The sequence below is a fragment of the Rathayibacter agropyri genome, from assembly GCF_013249015.1.
Classification (GTDB): domain Bacteria; phylum Actinomycetota; class Actinomycetes; order Actinomycetales; family Microbacteriaceae; genus Rathayibacter; species Rathayibacter agropyri.
In genome coordinates this window covers 648,674-663,056 of record NZ_JABRPL010000001.1, presented here as the reverse complement: position 1 = coordinate 663,056, position 14,383 = coordinate 648,674, and the positions used below count along the sequence as shown (strand labels likewise).

The window sequence follows — 14,383 nt, the reverse complement described above, 5'->3', positions numbered from 1 at the left end:
GGTGAAGAGGCGTCAGCCGCCCGGGAGGGGCCGACGGAGGGCGTCCAACCGGCGCCGCCAGGCGTCGAACCGCCCCGGCTCGGCAGCGAGCGCCGGGCCGTCGAGCCATCTCGTCGCCAGCCGGAGTCCGTGCAGCGCATTCGCCACCCACACCTCGCGCCCCTCGAGCGAGACGGGTTCCGCCGGAGCCTCGATCACATCGACCCCTAGCGCGCCTGCCAGCACCGAGATCGTGCGCGCCGTGACGCTGCGCACACGCGCGCTCTCCGGCGGCGGAATCACCAGGGCGTCGCCGAGCCACCACAGCACCGCACTGGACGCGCCGTCCACGACGGCGCCGTCCGCGTCGAGCAGGATGGCCTCGTCCGCACCCGCGGCCTGCGCTCGGGCGCGCAGCAGGGCCAGCCGGCTGATGTCCGGCCCCTTGCGGTCGGGGGTGCGCCGCGGATCCACGGGGCTCGTCCAGAGCACCACCGAGCGCCCGAGCGGAGGCGCCGGCCGCAGCCGCAGCCGCAGCGCTCCCGCCGACAGCTCGACCCTCGGGAACCACGCGCCGGTGCGGGGCAGCGCGGCGATGGCAGCATCGATGAAGACTCCCGCGTCGGAGGGGCCGCCCGCGTCCACCACAGCCGACAGGAAGCGCTCGCGATGCAGGTCGAGGCCGCGCACTCGCCCCTCGGCAACCAACCACGAATCGGCGGCGGCGAGCACCCCGTGGGGAGCCTCACTGGCGGGACCGAGCTCGCGACCGTCCCACTCCCGCACCTGCTCCATCACGGCCTACGCTAGCCGAGTGGTCACGCAGGTTCCTCCCGTGCGCGTGACCGAGTTGCCCTGGGTCGATCCGGAGCGCGTCCACCTCGCCCTCTTCGCCCGCGCCGACACCTCCTTCTGGCTCGATTCGGGACCGGATGCCAGCGCAGGACACTCCTACCTCGGCTCCTGCGCCCCCGAGAATGTGCTGATCGTCGAGGCGGGCGGGGAGGTGTCGGCGGCGCTCGCCGCGGTCGACACCGAGCTCGCTCTCGGCGACCGTGCGCTCGGCCGCTACGGCTGGATCTCGTATGAGGCGGGCGCGGCCTCCCTCGGCCTGTCGCCGACGTCGACGGGCCCCGATGCTCCGCCCGCTCTGGTGCTGTTGCGCGGCGACCCGGTGCTCGAGTTCGATCATGCTGCGCAGACGCTCCGACTGGTCGCGACCGGTGCGGAGGAGGAACTCGCCGACGCGGTGCGCGCGCTCGCGGCTTTCCCGGGCGTTCTGCGCGAGCCAGCGGCCCCGGAGCCGGCAGGCGCGGTGTACCGACGCCACACGGCCCGCGAGTACACCGCGCTGATCGCGCGGTGCCAGGCCGCCATCCAGGCGGGCGACGCCTACCAGCTCTGCCTCACCGATGAGATTGTGGTGGAGGGACGGTTCGATCCGATCGAGTGCTACCGGCGGCTGCGCCGCTCGAGCCCGAGCCACCACGGCGGGATGATTCGCGCGGGCGGGCGCGCCCTCGTCAGCGCCTCGCCCGAGCGCTTCCTCACCGGTACGTCCGACGGGCGCGTGGCGACACATCCGATCAAGGGCACCCGGTCGCGGGGGAGGAACGCCGACGAGGACCGGGCGTTGCGGGATGACCTCGTCGCGAGCGTCAAGGAGCGCGCCGAGAACGTGATGATCGTCGACCTGGTGCGTAGCGACCTGGCGCGTATCGCGGTCCCCGGGTCGGTCCAGGTCGACCGCCTCCTCGAGGTTGAGACCTACCCGCACGTGCACCAGCTCGTCAGCGAGGTGTCAGCCCGGCGTGCCCCGGGAGTCGGTGTGGCCGCGCTGATCGCGGCGCTGTTCCCGGCTGGCTCCATGACGGGGGCGCCCAAACGCCGGGCCGTACAGCTCCTGCGCGAGTGGGAGGGCGGAGCGCGCGGTCTCTACTCCGGAGCATTCGGGCGCCTGGGCTCGGACGGCTCGCTCGACCTCGCGATGACGATCCGGACCCTCGTGCTCGACGGCGAACGCGCGCGACTCGGCACGGGCGGCGGGATCACTGCGCTCTCGGTCCCCGACGAGGAGGTCGACGAGACGCGCATCAAGGCCCGCGCGCTGCTCGCGGTGCTGGGCGTCGCCGAGGAATGACGCAACACCCTGTTCGTCGGCCGTCTTCGCGGGGCCAGTAGGGTTGATGGTCGAACGCAGCCGCCGACGCGTGCGCGTTCTCCCCCTCTTTGAGAAGTGAGAAGCACCTGTGGCAGACGACACCTCCCGGCAGACCGGCGCGAGCGACGAGGAGCGCTACGACTTCCGCGCGCTCCAGGAGAAGTGGCTCCCGATCTGGGAGCAGACGCGCCCCTTCGCGACGGACGACCCCGACGACAAGCGCCCCCGCAAGTACGTGCTCGACATGTTCCCCTACCCCTCGGGCGACCTGCACATGGGTCACGCGGAGGCGTACGCGCTCGGCGACGTGGTTGCGCGCTACTGGCGGCAGCAGGGCTTCAATGTGCTGCACCCGATCGGTTGGGACAGCTTTGGGCTGCCCGCAGAGAATGCGGCCATCAAGCGCGGGCTGAACCCCGCCACCTGGACCTACGACAACATCGAGCAGCAGAAGCGCTCGATGAAGCGCTACGCCGCGTCCTTCGATTGGGACCGCGTGCTGCACACCTCCGACCCCGAGTACTACAAATGGAACCAGTGGCTGTTCCTCAAGATGTACGAGAAGGGCCTCGCCTACCGCAAGGACAGCTGGGTCAACTGGGACCCGGTAGACCAGACCGTGTTGGCCAACGAGCAGGTGCTTCCCGACGGCACGTCCGAGCGCTCCGGCGCGGTCGTGGTCAAGAAGAAGCTCACCCAGTGGTACTTCAAGATCACCGAGTACGCCGACCGCCTGCTGGATGATCTCAATCAGCTCGAGGGGTCGTGGCCGTCGAAGGTCATCGCCATGCAGCGCAACTGGATCGGCCGCTCGATCGGCGCCGACGTCGAGTTCGAGATCGAGGGCCGCACCGAGCGCGTCACCGTCTTCACGACGCGTCCGGACACGCTGTACGGCGCGACGTTCATGGTGGTTGCGCCCGACTCCGACCTCGCTTCCGAGCTTGTCGAGGGCAGCGACCAGGAGGTACGCGAGGCCTTCCGCAAATACCTCGAGACGGTGCAGAAGTCGAGCGAGATCGAGCGGCTCACCGCCGATCGTCCCAAGACCGGCGTGTTCCTCGGCCGTTACGCCGTCAACCCAGTGAACGGCGAGCGTCTGCCAATCTGGGCCGCCGACTACGTGCTCTCCGATTACGGGCACGGCGCGGTCATGGCCGTTCCGGCGCACGACCAGCGCGACCTCGACTTCGCCCGCGCCTTCGATCTGCCCGTGCGTGTCGTGGTCGACACGACCGCGTCCGTCACCGGCGCGATCCCGGTCATCCCGAAGGACCCGGAGGAACTCGCCGCGCTTGAGCGCGAGTACTCGCTCGACCCGGCGACCACCGGCGAGGCGCTCACCGGCGACGGCCGCCTGATCAACTCCGGCCCGCTCGACGGCCTCTCCAAGCGCACGGCAATCGAGCGCGTGATCAAGCTGTTGGAGGAGCGAGGCCGCGGCCGCTCCGCCAAGAACTACCGCCTGCGCGACTGGCTGATTTCCCGTCAGCGCTACTGGGGCACACCCATCCCGATCATCCACGGCGCCGATGGCGAGCTCGTCCCCGTTCCCGAGGATCAGTTGCCCGTCGTCTTGCCCTCCACCGAGGGCCTCGACCTTCAGCCCAAGGGCTCCTCGCCGTTGGGAGCGGCAGAGGACTGGGTGAATGTGCCCCACCCGCTCGACGGCTCGCCCGCGCGCCGCGACCCCGACACGATGGACACCTTCGTCGATTCGTCGTGGTATTTCCTCCGCTTCCTCTCGCCGAAGGATGACACTCGGGCGTTCGACCCCACGCTCGCCGAAAAGTGGGCGCCGGTCGACCAGTACGTCGGAGGCGTGACGCACGCGATCCTGCACTTGCTGTACGCGCGCTTCATCACCAAGGTGCTTTTCGATCTCGGCTACGTCTCCTTTACCGAGCCGTTCACCGCGCTGCTTAACCAGGGCATGGTGCAGATGGACGGTGCGGCGATGTCGAAGTCCAAGGGCAACATCGTGCGGCTCTCGGAGCAGCTGGACGAGTTCGGTGTCGACGCCGTGCGCTTGACGATGGCATTCGCTGGCCCGCCGGAGGATGACATTGACTGGGCCGATGTGTCGCCGGGTGGCAGTGGCAAGTTCCTCGCTCGCGCTTGGCGTCTCGCGAAGGACGTCACCTCGAAGCCCGACGTGAATTGGAAGAACGGTGATGCGGCGTTGCGTCGGCAGACGCATCGGTTCCTCGCGGAGTCACCGTCGCTGATTGAGGCGTTCAAGTTCAACGTGGTCGTGGCGCGACTGATGGAGCTGGTGAACGCGACCCGCAAGGTCGTTGATTCCGGTGCTGGAGCGGGGGATCCGGCGGTCCGTGAGGCCACCGAGGTCGTGGCGATGGCGCTCAATTTGTTTGCACCGTATACGGCGGAGGATATGTGGCACCGTCTGGGTTATGAGGGCACTGTCGCGCACGCGCTGTGGCGCAAGGCGGATCCGACGTTGCTGGTCGAGGAGAAGGTGACCGCGATTCTGCAGGTCGACGGCAAGGTCCGCGACCGACTGGAAGTGTCGCCGAAGATCTCTTCTGACGAGCTGGAGGAGCGGGCGCGGGCGACGAGCGGCGTGGCGCGGGCGCTGGTGGGGCGCGAGGTCGTGAAAGCCGTGGTGCGGGCGCCCCGACTGGTGAACCTGGTGACGACGGCTGTGTAGGCGGCCTGTCCGAGCTCTTTCTGATGAATTGGCTTGGTCAGGTGCAGCGGTTACTGAGGTTCTGTGGGTACATCCTCTGTGGGCAGATGTTAAGAACCTCCGCCGAGAATGAATAGTGTTTCAGTGGTAAGAGGCGACCGGCTAACGTAGACTGCGATCACTGTAGGCCGACAAAGGACCGCCGATGAATCTCTTTAATGAACAGTACGCAATGCGAGCGGGGGTTGTGCTTGCCGCTGTCACTCTTCGAATCGGCGCGGCGTCTGGCGTCTCTGCGGCTACCGGCGGTAGTGGATTGACTCTAACTCTTGAGGATCAGTGCCGCGAGTGAAGAATCAAAGAAAGACATCCTTGGTTCCTTGGCTGATCATCGTCATGATCGTCATTCCGGTTCAGGTAGCGGCGTTCGTCAGAGGCGCGGATACTACAAACCTCTCCTCGTGGATTTTTGTTCTTGCACTTGATGCGCTCGTCATTGCGTCTGTATATGGTGTTGTGGCTTGGAGGAGGCGTTGGGATGAGCATCGGCGTCACTAAGAACGGTGCGGACGCTCTCATTGCGTGACGGGTGGGGTCGACTGAGTGTGTTTTGTCCGACTCATCGCGGTCGAGACGGTCTCCCGGGGAAAGTCACCGTAACCAAACGATGGCGTTCGCTGGCTCGCCGGAGGATGACATTTGACTGGGCCGATGTGTCGCCGGGTGGCAGTGGCAAGTTCCTCGCTCGCGCTTGGCGTCTCGCGAAGGACGGCACCTCGAAGCCCGCAAGTTTGTTGGGCGCGACATCGTGAAGGCCGTGGTGCGAGGCCCCGAGTGATGAACCTGATGACGGCGGCGGTGTAGCGCAGCCTCTCGCTATTGCATGGCGGGGATCCTCCTGTGCGGAAGCGCCTCTTTCTGCGTGTGGACATCGTTGTCATCCGTTTGGGCGATTGTTTGGAATCTAGCTTTTCTGGTCCTAACGGACTCGACGACCGGCCCTGTCGCCCTATCGGATTCCGCGCCAAGGTCCCACGCGCATGTTCGCTCCGCCCTATCGTGGCGTATCCGACCTGAACGGGAGGGCTACCGTGCCAACCATCGACATCAATGACTTCTGGACTCAGGCTCTCGCCGGACTCGCCGCATCATTGATCACACTGTTATTTCAAAGCTATTGGATTCGCGATCCCAGTAAGAAAGCGAGTCCTGTGTCATCTGGTTTATCTTACGCTAATAGTCATGGTAATCAATCGATTCTAAATGGGAATAAGATCGACGGAGACGTCCGGATCAGCCAGCGCTTTGAAGATAAGAGCCGCCGTACTGCAATAACTTATAATATTCATCATGCAAACGGTGCGGCCGCTCCCGACGATACTTGGGCCAAAGTGGCATCGTCCTCGGCTTTACTCATTGGTAGCACGCTGCTTCTTATTCTCTTCCTTCCACTTTTTCGCGCTGCTTCTCTAGGGGTTACGGCTGCGATCGGCATCATGCTCGTTGCCGCGATCGATCGCACTACTCGATTGAAGGCTTGGACCACGCGCGGCGTAGTGACAACGTTCTTCACAGTGGTTACCGTCGTCATCATCCTGATCGTGTGGAGTAGTCTCGGATCCGTCTCGCGGGAGGGCACCTCTCTCGATGCTCTAGTAGCGGCGATCCCAATTATGACGGCGGAGCAAAGTAAAAGTGGAATTTACGGATACTTTGACTATGTCTGCAACTCGATGGTCCCCTCATTCTTCGGAGCAGGCCCCTACGTGCTGGGTTTCACGTCGACTCTGCTCATAGCGGCGATTTTCTCGTTCCTTCTCACGCTCTCTAGCTGGCGGTTATTACTGGACTGGCATGCTTATCTCGGCTTCAATCGAGGGGCCGTTGAAAAGTCGCGAATGACGAGGCGAGCCCGGAGGTTCGAAGCTGCGGATATGCGTGATATTTTGACCCAGCTTCTCGTGCTCACCATCTTTTCAGCGTTGGCTATACTCAGTTCGCAAGGGGTGATCTATGACGCCTTGCACTATTTGCTGTCCCCGCGTCTGCTCGAAACGAATTCGCTCGGCTAATCCTGACGTTTCTCTGCCTTCGGGGCTGAGCTGCATCGTGGCGTCGACGCTCCTCCACAGCGGGCGAATCGCGGCGCTGTCCACGGATCGGCTCTGGCTGCCGTTGGGGTCCGTGACACGCGCCCTACCGTCGTCGCATGCGGGAGACGAACGGGACGGACGAGGAGCAGCTGACGGCGCTGCTGCGCCCCCGCCGTGCCCGTCCGCGCTGGCGGGTAGGAGCAGGGGCGGCGGTGGTGCTCGTCGTCGTGGCGGCGGTCGTCGCCGTGCTGCTGGCGGGAGCGCGGGCCGGCGGTCACGAGCGGACGCTCGAACCGGCCGTGGCGACGAGCGAGCCGGTGACCGCAGAGTCGCTGTACGTGCACGTCGCCGGCGAGGTCGCGACTCCTGGGCTCTATTTGCTGCCACCAGGGGCGAGGGTGGCGGATGCGCTGGCCGCAGCGGGCGGGTTCCGCGAGTCGGCCGAGCGCGCGGCGGTCAATCTGGCGCGCAAGGTGGTGGACGGGGAGCAGATCATCGTTCCCGCGATCGGAATGTCCCCCGTGGCGGGTGCCGCCGCTCCGGGGCCGGCTGCGGCCGGGGCCTCCGCTGGCTCCGTGCTGAGCCTGAGTGTCGCCACGGCCGCACAACTGGAGGAGCTGCCCGAGATCGGGCCGTCCACGGCCGCGAAGATCGTCGCCTATCGGGAGGCGAACGGCCCGTTCACCTCCGTCGGCCAGTTGCTCGAGGTGCCCGGGATCGGCGAGAAGACCCTCGCGGCCTTCCGCGATCAGGTGGCACCGTGAGCGCCGTGCGGGCAGCGGACGTCCGCCTGCTTCCCGTCACCGTTGCAAGTTGGGCGGGCGCGTGGTCGGCGGGGTTGCTCCCGGTTGGTCCGGTGCTGGAGTGGGGAGGTGCCGCCTGCGCCGCGGCGTGGCTGCTGCTCCTCATCGGCGCCGGTCTGCTCCTCCAACTCCGGTGGTGGCGCGGACGAGCCGTACTCGGCGGCATGCTCGTCGCGGCGGCTGGAGCTGTGCTCGCAGTTACCTCCGTCGTGGTGTCGGCTCCCGGCGACCATCCTGAGCCCCTGCGCGCTGCGGCCGAGCGTCGTGCGGTCACCTCGGTGGCCGTGCGCGTCGACAGTGGACCGCGTCCGCTCGCCACCGGCGGTGTGTGGTTCGAGGCGACAGCGCTGAGAGTCGGCGACGTCCCGGTGTCTGCGCCGGTCCGCGTCATGCTCACCGACCCAGGAGGGCGCATCCCCGTCGCCACGGAGTTGCTGCTCGCGGCCCGGGTCGGTCCGGGGAAGGGCCCTGTAGGCGAGGCGACCCTGGTGAACGCCTCCGCCGTCCTTGAGCGCAGCGCACCAGAGGGAGCCGCCGGCCTGGCGGCGATGCTCCGTGCGCATTTCCTCGAGCGCACCGCCCTGGTCGGTGGGGATCCCGCGGGGCTGCTGCCGGGCCTGGCCACGGGGGACACCTCGGCGCTGGACTCAGATCTCGAGGAGGACATGCGCACGGCATCGCTCACTCATCTCACGGCCGTGTCCGGCGCGAACTGCGCGCTGGTGGTCGTGGCGGGCTGGGCGGTCGCGGCGCTCCTCGGAGCCGGGCATCGCCTCCGCACTGTCGCAGCGCTGGCGACGCTCGCAGCCTTCGTGCTGCTGGTCACACCGGAGCCGAGCGTCGTGCGCGCGGCGGTGATGGCCACGGTGGTGCTCCTCGCTCGGCTCGGACGGCGGTCGGGAGCGGCGGTGCCGGCACTGCTCGCCACCGTTGTCGTGCTCGTGGTCGCTGACCCAGTAATTGCGGGTCGGTTGGGCTTCATCCTTTCCGTCCTGGCGACGGCTGGCCTCCTTCTGCTGGCCGAACCCCTCGCGGCGACGCTCGGTCGGCTGCTCCCACGGCCGCTCGCGCTCGTGCTGGCCGTACCGACCGCCGCGCAACTCGCCTGCCAGCCCGTCCTTGTACTGGTAGACCCCTCCGTGCCTGTGTACGGCGTGTTGGCGAACCTGCTCGCGGAGCCGGCAGCTCCCGCTGCGACCGGGCTCGGGCTCGTCGGTTGCCTGCTCGCGCCCTGGTGGCCGGGCGCCGCAGACCTCGCGATCCGTCTCGCCGCCGTGCCCGCATGGTGGATCGCCTCGATCGCGCGGGCCGTCGCGTCCTGGCCCTCACCACGTCTGGCCTGGTGGCCGGGCCTCGGTGGCGCGCTGGCGCTGACTGCACTGACGCTCCTCGCACTGGTGTTGGTCACCCGGTCGGCCCGCCTCGCGCGGCTGCGGAGGATCGCCGCTGTCGGCCTCGCCTGCGCGTTAGCGGCGACGGGTGGTGCCTCGGTAGCGACTCCGCTGCTGCGCGCGGCGTCCGTCCCCGACGACTGGCGCGTCGCACTGTGCGATGTCGGCCAGGGAGACGCGATCCTCCTGCGCGGCGACGACGGCGTCCTGCTCGTCGACACGGGGCCGGATCCGGAGCCGCTCGACGCCTGTCTTCGTCTGATGGGCGTGGAGCGGGTGGCTCTCCTGGTGCTCACCCACTACGACCTCGACCACGTCGGCGGTCTCGACGCCGCGCTCGGCCGCACTGATTCCGCACTCGTCGGCCCCGCAGCCGGCCGAGACGACGAGCGCGATCGGGCCGCGCTCAGCGGCTCGGGAGCCGTGGTTCGGGAAGCAGTCCGCGGCGATACCGGCACTCTCGGGTCGCTCCGCTGGCGAGTGGAGTGGCCGGAGCGGGGGAGCACCCTTCGCGGGAACGAGGCGAGCGTGGCCCTTCGTGTCGACATGGGGCCCGATGCTCGGGGTGCTCCGCTGTCCGTCGCGCTCCTGGGTGACCTCGGAGCAGAGGAGCAGGGACGCGTCGCCCGGCTGCCCGTCGGCCGTGTCGATGTTGTCAAAGTCGCGCACCACGGCTCGTCCGACCAGGCGTCCGCCCTGTACGACGCGCTCGGCGCCCGGATCGGACTGATCTCGGTCGGAGCGGGCAATGACTACGGACACCCGACCCCGAAGCTTGTGGCGCTGCTCGCCGAGCGCGGCGTCGAATCGCTGAGGTCGGATGTCGACGGTACGGTCGTGCTGGCATCTCGGAGCGACGGAGTCGTCGTGTGGGCCAGCGGAGCGAGCGCTTCGGCGTCGTCGGGCGGACGCAGGCGGACCGTAGGGTTGAGGGCGCTCGGATCATCGAGTCACGAAAGGACGACGGCATGGCAGGCAGAGCCCCGACGCGCGCGAAGGCGGCGCCCGCCAAGGCGGCGATCCCGCAGCTCACCTGGAACCACACGCGGCCCGCCCCGATCGTCCTGATCACGGGTCCGGAGGAGTTCCTGGCCGACCGTGCACTGCGATTCCTCCGCGAGTTCCTGCGCGCCGAGGACCCGAGCCTCGAGGTCAGCGATATCGACGCGGGCGGCTACGCACCGGGCGAGCTTCTGACGCTGGCGAGCCCGTCGCTGTTCGATGAGCCCCGGCTCATCCGCGTCTCCAACGTCGAAAAGTGCACCGATGCGTTTCTCCTCGAGACGCTCGACTACCTCCGGGCTCCGGCCGACGGAGCGACGGTGGTGTTGCGCCACGGCGGCGGCAACCGCGGCAAGAAGCTGCTCGACGCGATCCGCTCAGGCACCGGCGGGGCGATCGAGATCGTCTGCGCCGAACTCAAACGCGAGAGCGACAAGGTCGACTTCGCGATCGCCGAGTTCCGCACGGCCGGGCGGACCGCGACGACCGGCGCCGTGCGGGCTCTGGTCTCCGCGTTCTCCGACGACCTTGACGAGCTCGCGTCGGCCTGCCAGCAGCTGCTCTCGGACGTGACCGGCGAGATCACCGAGGCGACCGTCGCGAAGTACTACGGCGGCCGCATCGAGACCACGGCTTTCACGGTCGCCGACTCCGCGATCGCGGGCAGGCACGGGGAGGCGCTGCTCGGCCTGCGCCATGCGCTCGCCTCCGGAGCCGACCCGGTACCGATCGTCGCCGCGTTCGCGAGCAAGCTGCGCACGATGGCGAAGGTCGCCGGTTCCCGCGAAGGCTCCGGCCAGGTCGCCTCCCGCCTGGGCCTCGCCCCCTGGCAGGTCGACCGCGCCCGCCGCGACCTGCAGGGCTGGACCGGCGAGGGTCTGGGCACGGCCATCCTCACGGTCGCCGACGCGGATGCCAACGTCAAGGGCGCCACCCGCGACCCCGTCTACGCCCTCGAGCGCATGGTCTCGGTCGTCTCGGCCCGAGGAATCCATCGACGCTGATGGGGGACGACGAAGGGGCCCGGCCAGACGGCCGAGCCCCTTCGTCGTCGCAATGACGCGTGGAGTTACGACGCGCGGAATTACAGGGCCGCGACCTGCTTCGCGATGGCAGACTTGCGGTTCGCGGCCTGGTTCTTGTGGATGACGCCCTTGCTGGCGGCCTTGTCGAGCTTCTTGGCGGCGAAAGCGAGAGCGGTCGAGGCCGTGGCGGCGTCGCCGGCCGCGATAGCGGTGTGGACCGAGCGGATGGCGGTCTTCAGCTCGCTCTTGACGGCCTTATTGCGCTCGTTCGCCTTCTTGTTGGTGAGGTTGCGCTTGATCTGCGACTTGATGTTTGCCACGTGGATTACCTTCTTCTCGGATGTGCGTGTGTGCAGCCGGCTACTCGACGGAGTGCCCCTTCCGCGGGCGTCTGGGTTTCCAGATGCGTCTGGGTCTCCAAATGCGTCTGGGTTTCCAGATGTTCGGGCGCCCTGCGGTGCGACTGGAGGTCGCCGGCTTCTGATCACCCCACGCCTGCCGGATCACCGGAGGGGGAGCGCAAGCCAACAAGGAACTTTAGCGCACCCGCCGTCGCCCTTCAACCGCGTCTCCGTCTGCTCATGCGGCATGCCACGTAAGTACGCGACGCGCCGACGGAGGTGTGCACACGTGGCATCTCGCCGAGCAGCCGCCGGAGCCCGTCTGCCCGGCATGGGACACTGGTCCCACGATGTCTCCACGTGCACACACCGGGCTCGAGCCCGCCGCGACCGATCCGGCGTCCCTCCGCAACTTCTGCATCATCGCCCACATCGACCACGGCAAGTCCACTCTGGCCGATCGCATGCTCGGCATCACGGGTGTCGTCGAGGACCGGGCGATGCGCGCGCAGTACCTCGACCGGATGGACATCGAGCGCGAACGCGGCATCACCATCAAGTCGCAGGCCGTGCGGATGCCGTGGGAGCGCAACGGGCGCACCTTCGCGCTCAACATGATCGACACTCCGGGGCACGTCGACTTCTCGTATGAGGTCAGCCGCTCCCTCGCCGCCTGCGAGGGCGCGATCCTCCTGGTCGACGCGGCGCAGGGCATTGAGGCGCAGACCCTCGCGAACCTCTACCTGGCGCTCGAGAACGACCTCACGATCATCCCGGTGCTCAACAAGATCGACCTGCCGGCAGCCGACCCCGAGAAGTACGCGAAGGAACTCGCGAGCCTCATCGGCGGCAATCCGGACGATGTGCTGCGCGTATCAGGCAAGACGGGCGCCGGGGTCGAAGCTCTCCTTGACCGCGTCACCGAACTCATCCCGGCCCCGCAGGGCGAGAACGACGCGCCCGCCCGCGCGATGATCTTCGACTCCGTTTACGACTCCTACCGCGGCGTCGTCACCTATGTACGAATGATCGACGGCCGGCTCTCGCCGCGCGAGAAGATTCAAATGATGTCGACGAGAGCGACCCACGAGATCCTCGAAATCGGCGTGTCGAGCCCCGAACCGCATGCCACGCAGGGCCTCGGCGTCGGCGAGGTCGGCTACCTCATCACCGGTGTGAAGGACGTCCGTCAGTCGAAGGTCGGTGACACGGTCACCACCGCGGCCAAGCCGGCTACGCAGTCGCTTCCCGGCTACACGGAGCCGCTCCCGATGGTGTTCTCGGGTCTGTATCCGATCGACGGCAGCGACTATCCCGACCTGCGCGAGGCCCTCGACAAACTCAAGCTTTCGGACGCCGCGCTCGTGTACGAGCCGGAGACCTCGGTCGCGCTCGGCTTCGGCTTCCGCTGCGGGTTCCTCGGGCTCTTGCACCTTGAGATCATCACCGAGCGCCTCCAGCGCGAATTCGGGCTCGACCTCATCACCACCGCGCCCTCGGTCATCTACGAGGTCACGACGGAGGATAAGAAGACCGTCACTGTCACCAATCCGAGCGAGTTCCCGGTCGGCAAGATCGCCGCGGTGACCGAGCCGATCGTCAAGGCCGCGATCCTCGCACCCAAGGACTATGTCGGCACGATCATGGAACTCTGCCAGAGTCGCCGCGGCACGCTGATCGGCATGGAGTACCTGGGCGAGGACCGCGTCGAGATCCGCTACCACATGCCGTTGGGTGAGATCGTCTTCGACTTCTTCGACAACCTCAAGTCGAAGACCGCCGGTTACGCCTCGCTCGACTACGAGCCCGCCGGCTCGCAGGAGGCCGACCTGGTCAAGGTCGACATTCTTCTCCAGGGCGAGCAGGTCGACGCGTTCAGTGCGATCGTGCACCGAGAGAAGGCGTATGCGTACGGCGTGCTGATGACGGGGCGCTTGCGCAAGCTGATCCCGCGGCAGCAGTTCGAGGTGCCGATCCAGGCCGCCATCGGCGCCCGAATCATCGCCCGCGAGTCGATCAGCGCGATGCGCAAGGACGTTTTGGCCAAGTGCTACGGCGGCGACATCACCCGCAAGCGCAAGCTCCTCGAGAAGCAGAAGGAGGGCAAGAAGCGGATGAAGATGGTTGGCCGCGTCGAGGTCCCTCAGGAGGCGTTCATCGCCGCGCTCTCGGGCGACGTGGAAACCAAGGACAAGAAGTAGCGCGAAGTTCGGCGTCGGATACGCTGGGTCGGATGAACAGGAATGCGCAGCGAGACGAGGAGTCCGGAAAGAAGGTCGGGACGTGAGCATCCGCCGCTCCAACTTCGAGGGCCAGCCGCAGGTTACCTACGCGGCCGTGGGCGGAACGCTGGCGCCCGATCTGCTGGAGTATCCGCCGGACGGGTTCACCGCCGAGCGCTTCGAGGCCCGCCTCGGCTCCGGAGCCGAACGTTTCGCCATCGCGGCTGCGTCCCTGATGACCTGGGGAGTGCAGCGTGGCAGCGGCATCGAGGTCACGGACATCACCAGTGGCAGCGGTGTGCAATACACGGGGGTTAACTTCGATTCCGCGGGCACACCGATCGACCTGGCAAGCCGGCCGACGGAGGAGCATTTCGCCCCCGACGGCACCCCGTACATCACCGCCGGCGTCACCGCCGTGCTCCGCGTGACGCTGCTCGGCCGCGTATTCGACGCGCCCGTGCGCGTCGTCTACGTCGTGGACGAGCCCGACCAGGTCGGCTTCGCCTACGGCACTCTCGAGGGTCATCCCGAGAGCGGCGAGGAGTCATTCGTCGTCGAGAAGCGCGCCGACGACTCCGTCTGGCTCGTCATTCGTGTGTTCTCGCGCCCCTCCACCCGGCTCTATCGCGCGGGCGCGCCTGTGTTGCGCGCCGTCCAGAAGCGCCAGGTCAAGAAGTACCTGCGCGCCCTGCTCCCGGCGCGCGTCAGCTGAC

10 protein-coding genes are annotated in these 14,383 nt (G+C 67.5%); 8 read left to right on the top strand and 2 right to left on the bottom strand.

Annotated elements, in window-relative coordinates; genetic code table 11:
- Positions 1 to 12 precede the first annotated feature (12 nt).
- A complete protein-coding gene (locus HRF29_RS03105; RefSeq protein ID WP_173244454.1) occupies positions 13 to 774 on the bottom strand; it encodes an aminotransferase class IV in 762 nt (253 codons plus the stop codon).
- 19 nt (positions 775 to 793) lie between these two features.
- On the opposite strand from HRF29_RS03105, the gene HRF29_RS03100 reads away from it, so the two are divergent.
- The 6 genes from HRF29_RS03100 to holA all read left to right on the top strand — a co-directional run bounded on the left by HRF29_RS03100 (position 794) and on the right by holA (position 11,083).
- Positions 794 to 2,119, top strand: a complete 1,326-nt coding sequence (locus tag HRF29_RS03100; protein WP_173244451.1) for a chorismate-binding protein — start codon at positions 794 to 796, stop codon at positions 2,117 to 2,119.
- A 109-nt stretch (positions 2,120 to 2,228) separates the two neighbouring features.
- The gene (gene leuS, locus HRF29_RS03095) at positions 2,229 to 4,811 is read left to right on the top strand and encodes a leucine--tRNA ligase (RefSeq protein WP_173244447.1); all 2,583 of its coding nucleotides are present in this window, start codon (positions 2,229 to 2,231) and stop codon (positions 4,809 to 4,811) included.
- A gap of 1,070 nt (positions 4,812 to 5,881) precedes the next feature.
- Positions 5,882 to 6,862, top strand: a complete 981-nt coding sequence (locus tag HRF29_RS03090) for a hypothetical protein (RefSeq protein WP_173244444.1) — start codon at positions 5,882 to 5,884, stop codon at positions 6,860 to 6,862.
- Positions 6,863 to 6,999: 137 nt separating this feature from the next.
- Positions 7,000 to 7,647 (top strand): ComEA family DNA-binding protein, encoded by a 648-nt coding sequence (locus HRF29_RS03085; RefSeq protein WP_173244441.1) that lies wholly within the window; start codon positions 7,000 to 7,002, stop codon positions 7,645 to 7,647.
- Positions 7,644 to 10,145, top strand: a complete 2,502-nt coding sequence (locus tag HRF29_RS03080; RefSeq protein WP_173244438.1) for a ComEC/Rec2 family competence protein — start codon at positions 7,644 to 7,646, stop codon at positions 10,143 to 10,145. The genes HRF29_RS03085 and HRF29_RS03080 overlap by 4 nt, the downstream gene beginning before the upstream one ends.
- The gene (gene holA / locus HRF29_RS03075) at positions 10,046 to 11,083 is read left to right on the top strand and encodes a DNA polymerase III subunit delta (protein ID WP_173244435.1); all 1,038 of its coding nucleotides are present in this window, start codon (positions 10,046 to 10,048) and stop codon (positions 11,081 to 11,083) included. Before HRF29_RS03080 ends, holA begins: the two co-directional genes overlap by 100 nt.
- Positions 11,084 to 11,163: 80 nt before the next feature.
- On the opposite strand, the gene rpsT is transcribed toward holA, so the two are convergent.
- A complete protein-coding gene (gene rpsT / locus HRF29_RS03070) occupies positions 11,164 to 11,424 on the bottom strand; it encodes a 30S ribosomal protein S20 (protein WP_173244432.1) in 261 nt (86 codons plus the stop codon).
- Positions 11,425 to 11,795: 371 nt separating this feature from the next.
- Here rpsT and lepA point away from each other — a divergent pair, with 371 nt between their 5' ends.
- The gene (gene lepA, locus HRF29_RS03065) at positions 11,796 to 13,646 is read left to right on the top strand and encodes a translation elongation factor 4 (protein WP_173244430.1); all 1,851 of its coding nucleotides are present in this window, start codon (positions 11,796 to 11,798) and stop codon (positions 13,644 to 13,646) included.
- 82 nt (positions 13,647 to 13,728) lie between these two features.
- Positions 13,729 to 14,382: a DUF1990 domain-containing protein gene (locus HRF29_RS03060; protein ID WP_343043626.1), complete on the top strand. Its 654-nt coding sequence runs from the start codon at positions 13,729 to 13,731 to the stop codon at positions 14,380 to 14,382.
- Position 14,383: the final 1 nt, after the last annotated feature.

Excerpts from the sequence above, each read along its gene's own strand:
- holA (WP_173244435.1), top strand. The coding sequence starts at position 10,046 with ATGGCAGGCAGAGCCCCGACGCGCGCGAAGGCGGCGCCCGCCAAGGCG.
- lepA (WP_173244430.1), top strand. The coding sequence starts at position 11,796 with ATGTCTCCACGTGCACACACCGGGCTCGAGCCCGCCGCGACCGATCCG.
- HRF29_RS03085 (WP_173244441.1), top strand. The coding sequence starts at position 7,000 with ATGCGGGAGACGAACGGGACGGACGAGGAGCAGCTGACGGCGCTGCTG.
- HRF29_RS03105 (WP_173244454.1), bottom strand. The coding sequence starts at position 774 with ATGGAGCAGGTGCGGGAGTGGGACGGTCGCGAGCTCGGTCCCGCCAGT.